Source organism: Bacillus sp. FSL L8-0099, from assembly GCF_038006385.1.
In the GTDB taxonomy this organism is placed as follows: Bacteria; Bacillota; Bacilli; order Bacillales; family Bacillaceae_G; genus Bacillus_A; species Bacillus_A toyonensis.
In genome coordinates this window covers 3,248,615-3,267,387 of the sequence record NZ_JBBOVC010000001.1, presented here as the reverse complement: position 1 = coordinate 3,267,387, position 18,773 = coordinate 3,248,615, and the positions used below count along the sequence as shown (strand labels likewise).

General features: G+C 33.7%; 21 protein-coding genes and 1 riboswitch. Of the genes, 11 read left to right on the top strand and 10 right to left on the bottom strand.

Annotation, left to right across the window (positions count from 1 at the left end; all coding sequences use genetic code 11):
• Positions 1–126: 126 nt before the first annotated feature.
• A complete protein-coding gene (locus tag MHH42_RS16475; protein WP_000955128.1) occupies positions 127–1,089 on the top strand; it encodes a tubby C-terminal domain-like protein in 963 nt (320 codons plus the stop codon).
• A gap of 79 nt (positions 1,090–1,168) precedes the next feature.
• On the opposite strand, the gene MHH42_RS16470 is transcribed toward MHH42_RS16475, so the two are convergent.
• Positions 1,169–1,369: a helix-turn-helix transcriptional regulator gene (locus tag MHH42_RS16470; RefSeq protein ID WP_000896289.1), complete on the bottom strand. Its 201-nt coding sequence runs from the start codon at positions 1,367–1,369 to the stop codon at positions 1,169–1,171.
• A complete protein-coding gene (locus tag MHH42_RS16465; RefSeq protein ID WP_340893623.1) occupies positions 1,357–1,716 on the bottom strand; it encodes a DUF3796 domain-containing protein in 360 nt (119 codons plus the stop codon). Before MHH42_RS16465 ends, MHH42_RS16470 begins: the two co-directional genes overlap by 13 nt.
• A 180-nt stretch (positions 1,717–1,896) precedes the next feature.
• On the opposite strand from MHH42_RS16465, the gene MHH42_RS16460 reads away from it, so the two are divergent.
• From MHH42_RS16460 to MHH42_RS16440, 5 genes are all read left to right on the top strand, one after another.
• Positions 1,897–2,091 (top strand): hypothetical protein, encoded by a 195-nt coding sequence (locus tag MHH42_RS16460; RefSeq protein ID WP_000958861.1) that lies wholly within the window; start codon positions 1,897–1,899, stop codon positions 2,089–2,091.
• 88 nt (positions 2,092–2,179) lie between these two features.
• A complete protein-coding gene (locus MHH42_RS16455; RefSeq protein WP_000570205.1) occupies positions 2,180–2,905 on the top strand; it encodes an ABC transporter ATP-binding protein in 726 nt (241 codons plus the stop codon).
• Positions 2,898–4,556, top strand: a complete 1,659-nt coding sequence (locus MHH42_RS16450; RefSeq protein WP_000036866.1) for a putative ABC transporter permease subunit — start codon at positions 2,898–2,900, stop codon at positions 4,554–4,556. The genes MHH42_RS16455 and MHH42_RS16450 overlap by 8 nt, the downstream gene beginning before the upstream one ends.
• A gap of 56 nt (positions 4,557–4,612) precedes the next feature.
• Positions 4,613–5,371, top strand: a complete 759-nt coding sequence (locus MHH42_RS16445; protein ID WP_000716978.1) for an SDR family oxidoreductase — start codon at positions 4,613–4,615, stop codon at positions 5,369–5,371.
• Between the two features lie 337 nt (positions 5,372–5,708).
• A complete protein-coding gene (locus tag MHH42_RS16440) occupies positions 5,709–6,410 on the top strand; it encodes a hypothetical protein (protein ID WP_000782530.1) in 702 nt (233 codons plus the stop codon).
• 52 nt (positions 6,411–6,462) lie between these two features.
• Here MHH42_RS16440 and MHH42_RS16435 read toward each other — a convergent pair.
• The 3 genes from MHH42_RS16435 to MHH42_RS16425 form a co-directional block, all read right to left on the bottom strand.
• Positions 6,463–7,832, bottom strand: a protein-coding gene (locus MHH42_RS16435) for an IS3-like element ISBth167 family transposase (protein WP_340893620.1) whose coding sequence is annotated in 2 segments (ribosomal slippage) — positions 6,463–7,367 and positions 7,367–7,832 — 1,371 coding nt in all. Because the reading frame shifts where the segments join, the coding sequence is not laid out codon by codon here.
• 104 nt (positions 7,833–7,936) lie between these two features.
• Complete coding sequence (locus MHH42_RS16430) at positions 7,937–8,872, bottom strand: hypothetical protein (RefSeq protein ID WP_000790517.1); 936 nt, start codon at positions 8,870–8,872, stop codon at positions 7,937–7,939.
• Positions 8,873–8,943: 71 nt separating this feature from the next.
• Complete coding sequence (locus MHH42_RS16425; RefSeq protein ID WP_001056341.1) at positions 8,944–9,420, bottom strand: hypothetical protein; 477 nt, start codon at positions 9,418–9,420, stop codon at positions 8,944–8,946.
• 507 nt (positions 9,421–9,927) lie between these two features.
• Between MHH42_RS16425 and MHH42_RS16420 the strand changes: the two genes are divergently transcribed.
• Positions 9,928–10,980: a pyruvate kinase gene (locus MHH42_RS16420; protein WP_000151137.1), complete on the top strand. Its 1,053-nt coding sequence runs from the start codon at positions 9,928–9,930 to the stop codon at positions 10,978–10,980.
• Positions 10,981–11,053: 73 nt separating this feature from the next.
• On the opposite strand, the gene MHH42_RS16415 is transcribed toward MHH42_RS16420, so the two are convergent.
• Complete coding sequence (locus MHH42_RS16415) at positions 11,054–11,338, bottom strand: DUF1292 domain-containing protein (protein ID WP_002039126.1); 285 nt, start codon at positions 11,336–11,338, stop codon at positions 11,054–11,056.
• A gap of 157 nt (positions 11,339–11,495) precedes the next feature.
• Positions 11,496–12,194, bottom strand: coding sequence for an NAD(P)H-dependent oxidoreductase (locus MHH42_RS16410; protein ID WP_002039128.1), 699 nt, complete (start codon positions 12,192–12,194; stop codon positions 11,496–11,498).
• A 110-nt stretch (positions 12,195–12,304) separates the two neighbouring features.
• Here MHH42_RS16410 and MHH42_RS16405 point away from each other — a divergent pair, with 110 nt between their 5' ends.
• Positions 12,305–12,685, top strand: a complete 381-nt coding sequence (locus tag MHH42_RS16405) for a winged helix-turn-helix transcriptional regulator (RefSeq protein ID WP_000340657.1) — start codon at positions 12,305–12,307, stop codon at positions 12,683–12,685.
• 244 nt (positions 12,686–12,929) lie between these two features.
• Here MHH42_RS16405 and MHH42_RS16400 read toward each other — a convergent pair whose 3' ends face one another.
• From MHH42_RS16400 to MHH42_RS16390, 3 genes are all read right to left on the bottom strand, one after another.
• The gene (locus MHH42_RS16400) at positions 12,930–13,523 is read right to left on the bottom strand and encodes a hypothetical protein (protein WP_000914493.1); all 594 of its coding nucleotides are present in this window, start codon (positions 13,521–13,523) and stop codon (positions 12,930–12,932) included.
• A 346-nt stretch (positions 13,524–13,869) separates the two neighbouring features.
• On the bottom strand, positions 13,870–14,181 hold the full coding sequence (locus MHH42_RS16395; RefSeq protein ID WP_000860715.1) for a hypothetical protein: 312 nt from the start codon (positions 14,179–14,181) through the stop codon (positions 13,870–13,872).
• 161 nt (positions 14,182–14,342) lie between these two features.
• Entirely contained in the window at positions 14,343–15,620 is a 1,278-nt protein-coding gene (locus tag MHH42_RS16390; protein WP_016108812.1) for a histidine--tRNA ligase, read from the bottom strand.
• A 345-nt stretch (positions 15,621–15,965) separates the two neighbouring features.
• Between MHH42_RS16390 and ybaK the strand changes: the two genes are divergently transcribed.
• The 3 genes from ybaK to MHH42_RS16375 all read left to right on the top strand — a co-directional run bounded on the left by ybaK (position 15,966) and on the right by MHH42_RS16375 (position 18,418).
• Positions 15,966–16,442: a Cys-tRNA(Pro) deacylase gene (gene ybaK / locus MHH42_RS16385; RefSeq protein WP_000710868.1), complete on the top strand. Its 477-nt coding sequence runs from the start codon at positions 15,966–15,968 to the stop codon at positions 16,440–16,442.
• A gap of 245 nt (positions 16,443–16,687) precedes the next feature.
• A riboswitch (purine riboswitch) is annotated at positions 16,688–16,791 on the top strand.
• A gap of 176 nt (positions 16,792–16,967) precedes the next feature.
• The gene (locus MHH42_RS16380) at positions 16,968–17,846 is read left to right on the top strand and encodes a 5'-methylthioadenosine/S-adenosylhomocysteine nucleosidase (protein ID WP_097926559.1); all 879 of its coding nucleotides are present in this window, start codon (positions 16,968–16,970) and stop codon (positions 17,844–17,846) included.
• Positions 17,847–18,061: 215 nt separating this feature from the next.
• On the top strand, positions 18,062–18,418 hold the full coding sequence (locus MHH42_RS16375) for a hypothetical protein (RefSeq protein ID WP_000896124.1): 357 nt from the start codon (positions 18,062–18,064) through the stop codon (positions 18,416–18,418).
• Positions 18,419–18,773: the final 355 nt, after the last annotated feature.

Genomic DNA, 18,773 nt, shown 5'->3' with positions numbered 1-18,773 from the left:
AATAGCGCTACTATACAAGGTCATTCACGTGTTATAATGCGTGAATTAAATATACGTATATAAATAGTTTCTCAGAGTAATGCGATGTCATGTATGATTAGTGTAACAACTAGAGGTGAATAAAGGATGTTAACGTTTTTATTTGAGTTAGACAAAAGTCTCCCGCAGAAGGATGAGTCACGGTATGATGCTTATTCAAAGGGCTTTATCGAAGGAGATGTAACGATTTGCGCGAGTGAAAGAGTACTTTTTCAAAAGTCATGCATGAAGGTTGCAGAGCTCGGCATTTATTTAGGACAGTGGATGGAACAAGTTCAATACGGGCAGAACGTACATATGAATTATGAAACGGCTGACCGTGATGAGATAATTCTTGGTTTTTCCTATGAAGAGGAAAATCAGTGGAGAATTTATTCCAGTTGGCAACAATTTGAACTTCAGGAACGTATATCTACTACAGCATTAATAGAGAGCGTTGGGCGTTGTTTATATGAGCTAAATAAGGAACTGCGTGCGATAGAATATCCTGTGACGTTTGATCAGTACTTAAGAGGAGAGCGAATGATGCAGCTTTCTTACAAACGACCGTGTGATAGTAAAGCGGATACAATATCAATAGAAGTTTATAATGAAAGCAAACAAGTAGGCGTAGTACGGGGCTACTATAAAAATACGTTGATGAGAGTACTAGACTTCATTCCAAAAATCGGTAGTAATATCATTTATGAAATAAAGGATAGTAAGGATAATATTCGCGTCATTGCAAAGGATGTAAGTAGGCAGCGCCAAAGAAAGATTTTAGTAACGTACAAAGATAATAATGATGCAGAGCATGAAATACTTGTATGTGACGGAAAGTTATTAGACGCAAATTTCTTATTTACCTTTACATATAAGAGAGAAGAATATGTTGTTCACAAAACTTCAATTGGGCTTGGAAAGTTATTACGAAAGGGCTATGTAATCGCAGATTGGAATATTCGTCTTGAGGAAGATATGTATTACATCGAGATGAATGTGTATGATGATGATTATATAGAGGATCAATACTTACTGTTAGGCGTATTTCATGCAGTTTTATATGGATAATCAATGAGAAATACCGTCATTCTTTTTGGAAAGAATGATGGTATTTTTTTATGTGATTATGGTGACAGGATGCCTTTAATCAATCCTCAAAAATAAAAATCTCATCAATCTTACTATGAAGTGCTCTCGCTATATCGTGAGCAAGTTGTAAGGAAGGATTGTACTTTCCTTTTTCAAGATGGCTAATTGTTTCACGGCGTACACCAACGCTCTTTGCTAAATCTTCTTGTGTCATATGTAGCTTGGCGCGGTATTCTTTTATTTTCGTTACGAACGCCATGGTACATCTTCCATTTCATCAACTGGTTTATCGTAAAAGAACATAGAGAAACCGAACGTAAGAATAAGTGTAGCGAAAATAACAGCAATATCAATCTCTTGTAAAGTAGGGTTTGGAAATAACATTTCAATAAACAGAATGATAGCGGTAGTTAGTAATGTAACGATAAATGCATTGCGGCACGATTTATTGACAATTTGTTCAAACCGTTCATCGTGTTGAACCGTTCTATACGATGTGAAGAAGGAGAAGAAACAGAACATAGTAAAAAATCCTTTTTCATAAAAAAATCCGAGAAAACCGAAGAAACCGAGAAATCCTAAATATTTAATCCAAGTTGTTTTCATAAATATATCCTCCTTATCATGTTAGAAATAAATCACATTATGTTATAAATATATCACGTATAGAAATGTATGGTAATAATAGTTTTCCAATTCTTTTCATAATAATAGTAAAAAGAGGAAATATACTGCGAAATAAAGAGGATAATATTGTAAAATGATTGTAAGGAAGGGGAGGAAGGAATGCTAACTTGGATCATGATTGTTGTATTACTTGTAGTGATTACTGTAATTGCGACGGTGTTAATTGGGAGAAATGGTGATGCGAATTATAGTAAAGCGACAAAAGGAAATATTAAACGTCTTACGATGATTTATATTATATTAGCCGTCGTTTTAATTGTTGGATTAGGGGTGTACATTTATTTTAAAGGTTAAATAAACTGAAAAATGTAAAAATCTCAAAATAGAAGTATGCTATAATATCAATATAGTTATTTGGTAATTAAGGAAAGGATTGGATGGAATGATTGAAATTACGAATGTGTCAAAAAGTTATAATGGGTCTACCTATGCAGTAAAAGATTTAAGTTTATCTGTGCCTAGCGGAGAAATCTTTGGTTTTTTAGGACCGAATGGTGCTGGTAAATCAACGACAATTAAGATGATTACTGGTATTCATGGGGTGGACAAAGGGACTATTACGATTAACGGCAAAAATATTATGGAAGAGCCGATGGAAGCGAAGAAGACGTTTGGTTATGTTCCTGATAGCCCAGATATGTTTTTACGATTAAAGGGAATTGAATATTTAAACTTTATGGCAGATATGTATGAAGTGCCGAAAGAAGTACGCCAAGAACGAATAGAGTCTTTAGCGAAGAAATTTGACCTTTATAATGCTTTATCTGATCAAATTCAAAGTTATTCACACGGTATGAGACAAAAGATTGTTATTATTGGTGTGCTCGTGCATGAGCCAGATGTATGGATTTTAGATGAACCGTTAACAGGGCTTGATCCGAAATCTGCCTATATTTTAAAAGAAATGATGAGAGAGCATGCGGATAAAGGAAAGATTGTATTTTTCTCTACACACGTATTAGAAGTAGCGGAAAAAATATGTGACCGGGTTGCTATTATTAATAAGGGGAATTTGCAGTTTAAAGGAAATTTAAATGAAATGAGAGATCATTTTAAATCCAATGAATCACTTGAAAAAATGTTCTTGGAGATGACGGGCAATGAGTAAAATTTGGACGTTAACGAAAGTATTATTGAAATTAAATTATGCAGATTTCATAACAGATAAGAAGAAGCGATGGGCATATGTATTTTCATTTGCAGCTATTTTATTTGTTGGTTTTTTAATATTTGGTTCGATGACGCATGGAATGTATGAAGGTATGAAACAATTAGGGCAAGACCCAGGAATGATTATCGCAATGGGACTTGCGATTGCGAGTATATGGGTATTTTTAATGAGTATTACGAACATTTTAACTGTATTTTACTACAGCAATGATATTGAAATGTTATTGCCGTTACCATTAAAACCAGCGCAAATTATTTCGGCAAAATTTTTAACGGTATTAATTACACAATACGTAATGAGTTCATTCATTTTATTACCCATCTTCATTACGTACGGTTTAAAAAGTGGCGCATTTATTACATATTACATATATATGATTTTTATTTACTTACTTTTCCCGATCGTGCCGTTAGTATTAGCTTCGTTACTGATGACAGTAATCATGAGGTATACAAATATAGCAAAAAATAAAGATCGAGGAAATATATTTATTGGAATCGTAAGTATACTATTTATTGTAGGAATTAACGTATTTATGCAGTGGAGAAATAAAAGTGCGTTTTCTGGAGACGGGGCTGCGGAATATCTTGTAAATAATCAATCTTCTCTTATAGTACAAATGACAAATTATTTTCCAACTACATATTTTGGAGCAGTGGCATTAGTAGAAAGTGCAAATTGGAAGGGACCTTTATATGTAATGATCTTTGCCCTTATTTCATTTGTCTTCTTTGTGTTGTTTTATTACATTGCAGAGCGTACATATTTAAAAGGGGTTATTGGACTTTCAACGAGTACAGCAAAAAAAGAGGTCATTTCAGCAGAAGGTTTACAGAAATCAACCGTACAAAGTTCACATTTGAAAGCGTATGTGAAAAAAGAATTTAAAACGTTATTCCGTACACCACAATTTTTCTTAAATTGTATCGTACAAACTTTCGTTATGCCGATTATGTTGTTCTTTATTTTATTTGTACAAGATGGGAATTTAAAGTTTATTACAGAGTATATTAACAATCCAGAGACAACGGGGTTTGCAATCGGTGTTGGTCTTTGTGCATCGTTATTTTTGATGGGTAGTAACGTCATTGCAACGACGTCATTTTCACGTGATGGAAGCTCATGGTTTGTGAATCGATATTTACCAGTAAAAGCTTCGGATATCTTTTTTGCGAAAGCGATCACTGCTTGGTTAATTAATGTGATTATTTTAGCAGTATTTGGTATTACGATGGCAGTTGTAGCTGGAATTTCTCCAGTCTTCATGATACTGTGGTTTTTACTAAGTGCGAACGGGTTGTTATTAATTAATTTAATTGGAACACGCTGGGACGCACAAACTGCAGATATTCATTGGGATACAGAGCAGAAATTATTTAAAAGTCGATATACAACTTTGTGGAATTTTTTAGCTAATATTTTAATAGCTTTAATTATTGTAGCCGGAGTAAGTGTATTATACTTCTTCCTTCAAGTCGGACTTTGGGTTATGTTTATCGTTTTATTTGCAATGTTTACGATTGTAAATTATATCTTTATTAAAATTTTAAAATTAGGTGCAGAACGTATATTGTCAAATATTAATTAAGAAGGTAGATCCTCTGTATTCGTGCAGGGGATTTATCCATAGATGGAGGAGAAAAGGTGAAGAAAATAGCAATTGTAACAGGGGCAACTCGTCTGAATGGAATTGGTGCAGCTGTATGCAAGGTGCTTGCTCAAAAAGGGATAGACATTTTTTTCACATACTGGTCTCAGTATGATAAAGCGATGCCATGGGGAATGAATGATCAAGAGCCCTTTTTGTTGAAGAAGGAGATTGAAAGTTACGGTGTTCGATGTGAAATGGCAGAAATCAATTTATCACAGTCTTATTCACCAAATCGTTTGTTTTATATGGTATCAGAACGATTAGGTGATCCATCTATTTTAATTAATAATGCAGCGTATGCTACTCATACGAGAATTGAGGAATTAAATGTAGAACAGTTAGATAAACATTATACAGTGAATGTTCGGGCAACTATGTTATTAAGTTCATTATTTATAAAACATTATGCATACAAGAAGAGTGGAAGTATTATTAATCTTACTTCAGGGCAGTCATTAGATCCAATGCCAGATGAACTAGCATATGTGGCAACGAAAGGAGCAATTGAAGCATTTACAAAATCAGTAGCACCAGTTGCGATGGAGAAGGGGATTACCGTTAATGCCGTTGATCCAGGACCGACGAATACGGGGTGGATTACAGAGGAATTAGAACATTATTTAGTATGGAAATTCCCGCAAGGTAGAGTTGGAGAATCATTGGATGCTGCGCGCCTAATATCTTTTTTAGTAAGTGAAGAAGCGAAGTGGATTACTGGGCAAGTCATTCATTCGAATGGTGGTTTCTCATAAAAACATTATGTTAACAATTGTTGAGAAACAAAAAAATTAAGATATTTATATTTTTTTGTATAAATAAAATGTCAAGAAAGAGAAAAATTTGATAGGAGAGTATATTGTCATATGAGGATAGTAATTCTTGATGTGACAATATACTCTTTTTCTTTTACAGCAGAGAGGAAAAATGAAGTAGAAGAAACTCGAATATTCAAATCGGTTTATCAGTTTTTGTACGTATTATTATGAAGATTACTGTCGGAAAGATGGTGATTCGTATGAAAAGGGATTTTTTAAGGGGAAATAGAATCGTAAAGGGGAGGATAAATTAAGTAAACATAGGGGGATTTATATGAAAATGAAAAAGGTCGCTATCGCATCGATAACAATTGGTACAATGCTTACTATGGCAGCTTGTAGTCCATCAGCAGATAAAGAGGCAGAAAAGAAAGAGCAAGTAACAGCACAAAATGAAGGAGAAACAAAAACGACAAGTACAGATGAAGCGTCAAAAACAACGAAAGATACTGAAAAAGAAACAAATACTTCTTCAAATGAAAAAACAGATAAGGATGCAAAAAATACAAAAGAATCATCTGGAACAGAAAATAACGGCAAAACGACAAAAGAAAAAGAAACGACAGGAAAAACGAATGAGCAAACTACAAGTGGCAAAGCAACCGATCAAACTACTAGCGGGAAAACGACAGACCAAACGACAAGTGGAAAGACTACTAAAGATCCGAAGAAAAGTGTTGCTGTGAAAACGAACGTAAAAGAAGTCGTTACATTAATTGAAAGCTTAGACAAGCAATTAGCTGCTAACCCTAAATTAGAAACAGTGAATAAACTTGGAAAACAAATTAATGAGAAGTGGGATGTCATTGAAAAAGAGTTAGAAGCATCACATCCGACGGATTCTAAAACAATCGGTCAAAGTATGTATCCGTTAATTGTAGGCGCGGAAAAAGAAAAGATCGATATTACGAAAATGAAGTCGTTAACGTCGAAAACGAAAAAAGATTTAAATCAGTTATTGACGAAGTTATCGTAGTATGAAAAAGCCTACTTGTGTTGAACTGAACCCAAAAAATTAGACAAATATATTAAGCAGCTACTAAGGATTGAACTCTGTATTGCACAGGGGACAATCCTTTTAGTTTTGTTTTAATTCTTTTGTGATTGTAGTAATGAATATAAGTTTCTAGTTCTTGCTTAAATTGTTCCATACTTTCAAACTCTTTAAGATAAAGTAATTCAGACTTTAATAAGCCAAAGAAATTTTCCATGACTGCATTATCTAAGCAATTTCCCTTACGGGACATACTTTGGATAACGTTATGTTTTTTAAGCGACTGATGATATTGTCGCATTTGATAATGCCAACCTTGATCCGAGTGTAAAATAGGAGTTTCCTTATCATTCAAACGTTGAAACGCCTTATTCAACATTTTAGAAACAAGGGAATAGGCAGGTCTATGTTCTATATTGTAAGCTATAATTTCTCCGTTATATAAGTCTAAAATGGGTGATAGATATAGTTTTTTACCATGTAAGTGGAACTCCGTCACATCTGTTACCCATTTTTCATTTGGTTTTGATGCGTGAACATTACGTTTTAAAATATTAGGAGCGAATTTCCCGACAGTCCCTTTATATGAACGATATTTTTTTAATCGAACAAGACATTTTAATCCCAGGATATTCATTAAACGTCGAACGGTTTTATGATTTAATGCATGGCCTCGATTACGTAATTCCAATGTAATACGACGATAACCATACCTCCCAAAATTCTCACTAAAGATCTCTTTAATTAATTCTTTAACTTTCTTATATTTATCTGGACGTTTCGCTTGTTTCATCCAGTAATAGTACGTACTACGAGCGATATTAGCGACTTTCACAAGGTCAACGACCTTGTATTTATGCCTTAATTCATAAATCAATTGCGCTTTGTCTTGGTCTGTGATGTTTTCTTCTTTTGAACTAAGGCATTCAACTTTTTTAAATAGTCATTTTCCATACGCAGACGTTCATTCTCTGCTTGTAGCGCTTCTATAGAACCTTCAAGAGATACTTCGTTTTGTTTTAAATGTTGTAGCTTAGCTTTTTCTTTGGCCATGGTTAGACGCCCCTTTTTCTTTGATTTTAGGGCATCTAATCCTTCTGTTTCATATGCTACTTTCCATTTTCGGAGTGTTTCGCAAGAAGGAATATTAAAAAAAGCAGCTGTTTCTCTCAGAGATGTCCCATTTTCATTCATATAATGAATTACATCTAGTTTATACTCGAGAGAGTAAGTTGTATAGCGTTTTTCAAACGCCTTTTCCCCTGAAAATTCAAACCGTTTAATCCATTGATAAAGTTCTCTAGGATGAACCCCTATAGAATTAGCAATGGTTTTTCCGCCTTCCGTACCTTCTAGATATCGTTTTACTGCTTGTATTTTATCTTTTGAAGAAAATTTAGCCATAAAAAATGCACCTCCAATTGTTAATTATGTGTCTAACAATTGGGGTGCACTTCAGTGTGAGTAGGCTTTTTACGTTGTTGTAATTGTATAAAGTGGGAACATATTTATTTTTTATTTTCAATTACGATACGAAATGAACCGTATGCTTGTTGACTGACATAATGATCTTCACTAACTTTATAAGGAAATGGGAATGCGACTAGTTGAAAATTACTTTCCTGTTCCACTGTAGGTAGTGTGAAAGTAAAAGTTTGTCTCGTTTCTGGTGCCACTGTAGTATAAGCGACGTTTTTATTATGGAATAATTCAACTTGTTCCCAATCTTTAAAGGCCACGATTGCATAAGGTATTTCATCTTTTGTTTCATTTCCGTTCGATAGAGTTAATGTTTCACCTTCCTTTTCAGAAAATACCGTTTGTAATTTCTCTTCATTGCTCGTAACAAATAATGGCTCATAAAGACCATCTTTTAAAATAGTATTTGGCTGTATAGGGGTAGACTTTAATGTTTCACTTTCTTTATGAGGATGATGTATTGAATATCGCATACTTAAAATCTCTTCTAGTATAGACGCTTTATGTAAGTCATTATCTTTTAACTTATATTCAGGTTTTTTAATAATTAAAAAGGCTAATTCGCTTGCGTTAGGAGAAGTGTGTAAAGAGATTTTCGTAGTAATCGAACTATTTGGTTTCATATCGAAAGAGTAGTGTGATAGTTCATTTACAGTATTTTCTATTTTGAAAGGTTTTTGTACGTAATCTTCTAGAACAATTAATCCATACTTTCGGTCTTCGTCAATATTATGTATAAAGGATAAAGATACGTTAATTGTATTATTCTCACTAGTAATTTCACTACCGTTGTTAATATGTTGGCCTTGATTATCCTTCAAGCCGTATGAAATAGTATTGGTTTGTTTCTCTCTCTTATTTTCTTTGGAAGGTGTATAAGGTTGTATAATTGAAGCATGGAACAAAACATACATTGTAAAGAAAGAAATAAGTAAAAAACCGATAATGATATATATATTTTTCATAAATAACACCTCAATATATTTAAAATATAAGAGAAAAAAGATATGCAAGATGCATATCTTTTTTCTCTTTCTTACCAGGAAGCTTTTGTTTCGTGATTCACATCATTATAACCATTTAATTTATAGGTATGATTACCAATAGCGTAATCATCTCCATAATAAACGCTTGTGTTGGTCGCTGTAGCACTTACATAAGATGATTTTTTTGCATTATTACTTTTCGTATTCACTAATGAGCCATCGCCATTGAAAGTCCTTGCTTTTGCATAAATATAGTCTTCGGTCGTAGTTGATTTCGATTTAGCAACTGCATATGGGTTACCAAAAAAGGGAGTATAGACGCTAATGTTAGAATCATTCTTAGGTGCAGCTGCAACAGTCAAACTAGAAACATTGGATGTTTTTGCTGATTGAATTGTATCAAAGTCAACTAAAACAGGCTGCTTGTCTGCAGCACCCACCTCTGAGGCACTTGCGTTATTAGTAAAACCAAAACCTAAAACCGCTAACCCTAAAGTTGTCACCGCTAAAGATTTTTTCATATTCACTAATTTTCCCACCTTTTTTAATTTTTGAGTTCGAACTCAACTCATACAATATACGAAAAATTCGAAACTCTCAACAACCTATCCGATACTTAACTTTTCTTTTACTTTTGATTTAACATATCTTCATTTTAATAATTTGAATATAGCTTTAACTGCTTAGCGAACATGGAAATAGGGTTACCAATATGAAATTCATGTAAATGTAGATTTACACTTATAGAAGAGCACATGAATGAAAAGTAGGGTGGTAATGAAAGAGAGTTAGAAGAATGTAATACAAAACAATCGGATTATGTATTCATTAATTGTAGCGGCGGAAAAAGAAAAGATAGTAAAGGAGAGTATTAACGGTAAAAACGAAACACGGTATAAATCAATCATGTACGAAGCAATTCTACGTTTGTATGTAGGATTACTTCGTTTGTAAAGTTTAAAGCTGTTATTGTATTCCCTATGTTATTTTTAAATTTTTGTGGGAAACCTATCTGAAAAAGGATGGTGGCAAGAATGACAATTGATCGAGTGTGTACAATAGGACCAGCAAGTAATAATAAAGAAACGTTAGTGCAGTTAATAAAGAATGGTATGAAAATTGTTCGGCTAAATTTATCACATGGCACGCATGAAAGTCATAAAGACATCATTCGTTTAGTGAAATCTTTAGATGATTCTATTAAAATTTTAGGTGATGTGCAAGGTCCTAAAATAAGATTAGGTGAAATGAAGGAAGATCAAATTACACTTAAGGCCGGGGATTCTTTTCTTTTACATACGCAACCAGTCATAGGGAGTAATACAGAAGCAAGTGTGGATTATGTAGGTATTGCGAATGATGTGAAAGTAGACAGTAGAATTTTGATTAATGATGGAGAGGTTGAATTAATTGTTGAAAAGGTAAGTAAGGAAAAAATAGAAACAAAGATCAAAACAGGTGGTAATATCTCATCTCATAAGGGGGTGAATTTACCAGGTGCGACAGTTAGTTTACCGGCTATTACAGAGAAAGATAAAAAAGACATTCAATTTCTTTTAGAAGAGGATGTTAATTTTATTGCGTGTTCTTTCGTACGAAAACCTAGTCATATAAAGGAAATACGAAATTTTATACAAGAGCATAAAGAAACGTCCCCAAGTTTAATTGCAAAAATAGAAACGATGGAAGCAATCGAGAATTTTCAAGATATATGTAAAGAAGCAGATGGAATTATGATTGCAAGGGGGGATTTAGGAGTGGAATTGCCGTATCAAATTATTCCGCTTTTACAAAAAATGATGATTCGTGAATGTAATCGAACGAATATATATGTTATTACAGCAACACAAATGCTTCAATCTATGGTAGATCATTCTATTCCTACAAGGGCAGAGGTCACCGATGTTTTTCAAGCTGTACTAGACGGGACGAATGCAGTGATGCTTTCTGCTGAAAGTGCATCAGGAGAGCATCCAATCGAAAGTGTGAGAACACTACGTCTCGTTTCGGAATTTGCGGAGCAAGTTAAAAAAGATGGTCCTTTTGCGATGAAAGATGTACTGGAATGGCTGCATAAGTCTCTTTAATACATGTAGCTTGGTAAGTGATGAATAAAAAAAAGAGGGCGGATATGCATCCCCCTCGAGTTTTTAACGAATATTACTCTTGCTCTTCTTGCTCATCCAAAATCTTATCAAAAGCAGCCGATACTTTGTCAAACTCTTCGTCATTTTCGATGTATGAAAACTCATTATCTTCTTCTACTTTTAAAAAGAAGATATCAATGTCTTCCTCAGTTTCTGTTTGAATGTCTTCTACGAAGGCAACTGCAATATATTCTGCACCTTCGACATCCATCGCTCCAAGTACTTCTACTTCCTGATCCTCATTATTCTCATCACTAAGAGTAAACACTTCGCCAACTTCAATATCAGACATATTCATTCTCCTCCTGTTCGACTCTAAAAATAGAGCACTCAAACTGTATACATACTAACATATCTTTCCATGAAAAAACAAATTCATACGTAAGAAAACAACTGATTCTTCTTTAGTATGAGTATACAGCTATAAGGAGCATTATTTTTTGCGTGCTATGTTACTAAATCCATTCAACAATTATATCCGTAGTCTGTCTTGTTTTATCACGCTTTGGCTCTTCTTTACGGTAACCAAAGGCAACCATAACAGATACTTCAAAATTATCGTCTTTTACAATGCCTTCTTGACGAAGTAAAGAATCTACTTTCTCTTTATCAAATCCTTCTATTGGACAAGAGTCAATACCAATTTGAGCTGCACTCGTCATCATATTACCTAAAGCGATATAAGATTGTTTTGATGCCCAATCAAATACAGCACGGTCGGATTGTAATAAGTTAAAATCTGATTCCTGGAACTTTTTGAAGAATTCATATCTAATTTTTTGAGTGTCTTCAGGCAATCCAATAATATCGTTCATCATATATTTAATATAATCTGCATCATAATGCATATCTTTAATGTTTCTTGAAAGAACAATAACAAAGTGACTAGCTGTTGCAAGTTGCCCACCAGCACCCCATGAATATGGTTGTAGTTTTTCTCTTACTTCTTTATTTTGTACGATAACAAATTTCCAAGGTTCATATCCAAAAGAAGAAGGAGATAATCTGGCTGTTTCTAAAATGAAATTAAAATCCTCTTCTGAAATTTTTTGCATAGGATCGAACGCTTTACATGCATGTCTGAAATGAAAAGCCTCCATAATTTTTTCTTTTGTAATTTCTTTTATATTTGTCATAAAAGTTCCTCTTTTCATTAATTTATTTTGTAACCAAATTATATTTTTAAAGTAACATAGAAACAAGTACGCACATTTATGTGGTATAGTATCAAAAAAGATACTAATGTTAAGGGAAGGGATTTATTATGGATTGTTCAAACGAAAATAATATAAATTACCCATTTTTAAATAAATATTCTTGTCCAGTGGAAGCGATGGTTGAGGTCATTGGAGGGAAATGGAAAGGGGTTATTTTGTATCATTTATTAGATGGTACAAAGAGGTTTAATGAATTAAAAAGATTAAAACCTAATATCACACAAAGAATGTTAACACTGCAGCTTAGAGAACTTGAAGCAGATGGTATCATACATCGCGAAGTGTACCGCGAAGTACCTCCAAAAGTAGAATATTCGTTAACTGAGCTTGGTGAATCACTTCGTCCAATGATTCTATTAATGATGGAATGGGCAACTCATAATATGGAGAAAGTTTTGGAAAGTAGAAATACACAAAATAAAAGTTAAGAGTTGAAATGGATATAGGAGAGATATGTGAAATAGTTGTAGAAATAAAAGGTGTTTCCATATGTGGAAACACCTTTTATCCCGCATTAACGGGCAGTAAGACCCCCACCTCAAAATTCAGTGGAAGCAAAGAAGTTAGGTGGGGATCGGGCTGCCCGTAAAAGCCCGATTGGTGAAGGCTAATAATCAGTGGGGGATCAACAAACCCCCCACTGATTAAAGTTTCACTTTATTTCTATGTTTTTTACTTTTTAACTTCAACTGCTGAAGTTAAAAAGTCACTCAAGTTTGCAGTTTTACCATACCAATCAGCATGTCTAAAAACAACACCTTTTCCATATCCTTCAGTTGAAGTACGTTCCCATAGCGTTGTTGAATAGCTAGCAGTAGGAGCTGCTGTACGTACAGAAACAATTTGATTTTGCCAACTAGGAGACAAGTTTTTATAACCGCTACTTAGAGAAAAATACTCGCTACCTGTACGTTTATAGAAGTCTGTACTACCAGGTCCGCTCCCTCCAACACCAAGGGGAGTGATTGTATGATTCAACCTTTGTTTATCTTTTTCAATAAAAGACTCTAAACTTTCTTTGTTCGAAAATCCATAAGATAACCAGTCTCCATTTTGATTTTGTTTCGGTAGAACTAAAGTTATTTTTACGTCTTCCTTTGATGGAGCACCCAATTTGTGAAACGAATCTACAGCCTTTTCATCCACAGTTACATATTCGAAAGAGGCAATCGTATAATCCTTTTCGGTACTAGCTAATACTGATCCCAATCCGACAGTTAATGATGAAGCAGCTAACATTGCACCTACTACCAACTTTTTAAGCATGAATTCATCTCCTTTAAACTTAGATTTTTTTGTGTAACTAAAATGTATGTTAGTTTGAGTTTATTGTAAATATTTAGAATTTTATAAAAATAAATTGGAATATTCTTTCATTAATCCAAAGTAAGGAATTCGCTTTTCTATTAAAAAAGGATCTACTTAAAAAGTAAATCCTTTTTGGATATTAGCAATAAGGCTAGAGTGTGCTACTGATTTTGCTCTTTGCCGATTCACCTCAAAACTTTACTGAAGCAAAAGAGTTAGCGGGAGGCGTGCTACTTGTGAAAAAGACTTTGGTGTGTGCTAATATAGACAACACCATCGGTAATAAAAATTTCGATTTATCCTACTATGAGTTAAAAACTTCATTTTTAGTAGTGGAAGTAGCGTTTAATAAAAGGAAGATTGCTGCTATAATATGTAGAACGATTGCTATATAAGGAAAGAAGGCAACTAGAGTAACGATAATACCGATATAATGAGGATACGTATTCATGCCTTCTTTTTTAGCTAATAAAAAAGTAGTGATATGTAAAACAATCAATAGTAGTAAAGGTATCCCATATAGGTTAACAAGACTTGGAAATAAATAATAACAAGGAAGTAATAAAAGATGATAGATCCCTGTAGTCCATTTTAGTGCTTGGATGTAGGTTTTCAAAGTTAATCCTCCTAAAACAATCTATATCTATATATTACCAAAAATAACAGGTGATTGGATATTATATATTTGTAGTTTTGAGTGGATTATAATTATTTTATGTAAACTAATTATAGGTTATTTATAAAATAGAAAAACCACCCAAACGAGGGTGGTTTTTATTATAAATAATTACTTAAAGAAGCAAGAGGAACTTTCACCTCACTACCTTCTTTCATATTTCTTAGCATAACGGTTTCTGCACTAAGTTCCTCTTCACCAATAATAAGTACATAAGGGATGTTCTCTTTATTGGCATAATTAAGGGCGCGTTTTAGTTTGCGTCCTGCTAGTTCAAGTTCAATTTTCAATGAAGTAGTGGATCGTAATTGCTGGGCAATTTGCAAGCATTGTAATTCTGTCCCGAGTGGGATAATAAATAAGTCCGCTGTAGAGGATTTTGTTTCTTTTTGTGAGAGTGCTGTATAAATAACGTCTAAACCGAATGAAATACCGACTGTTGGATAGTTCATATTATCACCACGGAATGCTCCGATAATATTATCGTAACGACCACCACTACCGATGCTAGATGTAATCGAGCCATCTTTTAGAAAGATTTCATATACGGTACCTGTGTACATTGTGAGTCCTCGTGCTAAAAACGGATTGAATATAGCATTCTCGTTTATTCCAAGAGCAATTAAATATTGCTGTAATTGTTGTAATTCGTTTATTCCATCGGTAACGAGTTGATTATTGAAAGCTTCTTTAAAGTCAGCAATTGTAAGCTTTAGACAAGATAATACGGTATTACATATCGTATCAGCCATTTCTTCAGTAATTCCACGCCCCAATATATCTTTCCGTACACCATCAATCCCGATCTTTTCAATTTTGTCTAATGATAATATTACGTCACTCATTAATTCAGTAGGGATGTTAATCGCCTGAAGAATACCGTTTAATAATTTTCGGTTATTATATTGGATCGTTACTTCTAAGTTTAACGTTCGGAACAGTTCAAACGCCATGCTCATAAGTTCAGCTTCTGCCATGACAGACTCAACACCGACTATATCAACGTCGCATTGTATAAACTCACGAAATCTCCCTTGTTTAATCGGACCATCTCGAAATACTTTCCCAATTTCATACCGTTTAAAAGGTAGACGAATATTTGGATTCATCGCCACGACTTTTGCGAATGGAATTGTTAAATCGTAACGTAAAGCAAGCTCACGTTTTCCTTGATCTTGAAGTGTATATATTTCCTTTAAAATTTCATCACCACCGCCATACTTGTAAGACATAAGTTCATACATATTTAACGTAGGTGTCTCTAACGGTTTACAGCCATAACGTTTAAAAGTATCTTCACACGCTCTTTTAATTTTATTTCGCAGCACTTGCTCCTCTGGTAAATAGTCCTTTGTTCCTTTTACATTTTTCATTTCCACTGTAATCACTCCTTTTTTAAATTAAAAAAAGCTATGCGGGTATAAAAATACCCACATAGCTTTATGAACGCTTCGTGGGTAAACAGGAAAAGCCCTGTACCCACGAAGAAAAAATTTTCTTCGGATACACGGCGTTACGTATGATGATGAAGTTGGAAAGAAGTATTAAAATTTCGCATTACAAATCTCTCCTTAACATAAGTTTTTCCAAATTATATCAGATGATTTTTGAAATATCAATATTTTCAGTTTTGAAAAATGCGTGAAGTTATGTAGGAGAAATGGAAAAGGGTGTATAATAAAAGAAAACTTAATAATATGAAATAACCTTTTAAGGAGAAGCACATGAAAAAAGATAAAACGAATGCGATGCGAATATTAGATAAAGAAAAAATTGAATATTCGATGATGTCATATGATCCAGACGATGGGAAAATTGATGGCGTGTCAGTAGCCGAGAAAATTGGACGAGAAGTGAGAGAAGTATATAAAACGTTAGTCGCTCAAGGGAATAGTAAAAATTATCATGTGTTTATCATTCCGGTAGATGAGGAACTGAATTTAAAAGCAGCGGCAAAAGCAGTTGGTGAAAAGAAAATTGAAATGATTCCAGTAAAAGATATTACGAAAGTGTCAGGATACATTCGCGGTGGTTGTTCACCAGTCGGAATGAAGAAGTTATTTTCTACATGTATCGATGAAAGCGCCCGATTACTTGAAACGATCATTGTAAGTGGCGGAAAAATTGGTATACAAATTGAGCTGAAAGTGGAAGATTTGGCGAAAGTAACGAGAGCGCAGTTTGGTGAGATAACGAAGTAAATATACATAGGGGAAGAAGTTCTAAATATTATGGAACTTCTTTTTATTTTAGATAGATGTTTCTTAACGGTTGTTGTAGGATAATCTAATTAAGTATACGGATTATGTTTTTCGCGGTATAAAACATCAAAAAAAAGATTTTTTCAGTATAAAACATTTTAAAGACGAACATTTTTAGGGTGAAATAAAATAATGTTCATATTTATATTGCGTCTACACTAATAGTTTGTTATATTATCCATATAATAATTTTGAATAACATCACTCGTATATACTCGGTAATATGGTCCGAGCGTTTCTACCTAGTTCCCAATGAAAGAACTGGACTACGGGTTAAAGTATTCGGTCGGTTTGTGTATGGAGCCGCTACCGTTCTATAATGTAGCATTGACCTCGTCTTTTGCTTCATTAACTTTGACTACCGTAGTTCTAGAAAGTAGAGATTCTTCTACAATTTCTAGAACTTTTTTGTTTGGACCAAAAGTATCGAGTATAGAAAACAACAAGAGAAAGAGGAGATTATTTATGAAGAAGAATACGTTGAAAAAATGTGCTGCCCTAGTAACTACTGCTGCATTGTCACTCTCGATACTTGCGGGATGTAATGCGAGTCCGAAACAAGTTGAGGCAAAAACCAATCAAAAACCAATCTTAATTCAAGGGCCAATGCCGATAGAAGCTGAAAGTTTTGCGAAAAGGTTGAAAAATGTGAAAGAAGAAAAATCTGGAACATTTGTATTTTATAAAGGAACTGTCGACAATTATCCTGTAATCGTTGCGAAAACAGGTAAAGGAATGGAAAATACAGCAGCTGCTACAGCAGTGGCTATTGAAAAATATAAGCCTATAGCGATTATTAACCAAGGAACATCGGGTGGCCATGATCCTAATTTAAACGTATTTGATATTGTGTTAGGAAAACAAGTTGCAAATATAGGTACATTAAAAACCACAAATATGGATGAGAATCAAGGGATTGAGCCAACAAAATGGATATCTATGGATTTAATGGCTTCTGAAGGAAGTGCAGGAGAAGATCCAAATGCTGAGAAAATCCGATACTACGAGGGAGATAAGGATTTACTTGCAGCAGCTAATGCAGTGAAAGATACATATACAAAAGGTAAAGTGGTTGAGGGTACGATAGGTTCAGCAGACGTTTGGAATAATGAAGTTGATAGAATTAAGTGGTTCCATACAAAATACGGTACATCTGTAGAAGAAATGGAAGGCGCTGCTGCAGCGCAAATCGCAAAAGCTTATGACGTACCATTTTTAGGAATTAGAGTATTATCTAACAATAAAACAAACGGCGGAAAATACAATCCAAATACAGCAGCGGCAAATCAAGAATATGTATATGAAGTAGTTAAAAAGTATATGGCTTCGATGCCAAATAAATAGAAGTAGTTGTATGCTCAACATAAATGTCAATTAACTCCAAAAGTTTCCGAGACAGATAGATTTACCTTAGGAATGATAGTTGAAAAAGAAAAGCTTGTTTCTTATTGAAAAATATAAGAAATGAGCTTTTTTATTTAGAAAAAATTGAGTAATTAGTTTATAGCGTTAATATATAACATTGAATATCGTAATAATATAATGGAGGTGAATGTAAAATGGCTTTTACTACAGGTCCTATTGAAAACTTGGGAAATCAACCTGCTAATGCAAATAGAGTTAGGGTGAAAATCCTTAACCGTACTGCTGGCCCGCTTACTGGAGTAGCTAGAGTTTTTAGACTTGACGGTTCAATAGTATTAATTGAACAGGTGAATTTCAATGTGAATTCTAATGCTTCTACTATTGAAACTCTAAGTTTAGTTCATCCTGCTTTTGGACAAGCATTAGAATATGAAGTTCAAATTGTTCCTAATCAACCTGGTGGACTATATAGTGTTTATGGAATAACAGCTGAAAGTGTTATCATTACTGCACAACGTGTTGTCAATGCAGAATTAACACAGTTTCTTTAATAAAAATAGATTGGTGCCTACATGGTATCCAATCTATTTTTGTACTTATTTTTCAGAGAAAGAAGAGTTTTACACAAAAAATAAAGACAGTTATGGAAAAAGGAAGAGCCGAGCTATCATCTCGATTTGTACGATTGCTGTCCTAGACTCTATCTGTTTTATTGCACGGTTTTTTTTGAAAAATTTATTAAATATGCATAATTGCATAAAAAAATTGAAATTTATAAGTTAACATTAAACTACTTTTTAATTGTAAAGAATAGTTTAATAATCTTTACTAGGGAAGGATATTCCTTGTGAAAAGTGAATTTGTTTGAAAAGTAGATAAACCAAAAGTATGGAAATGATACAGACT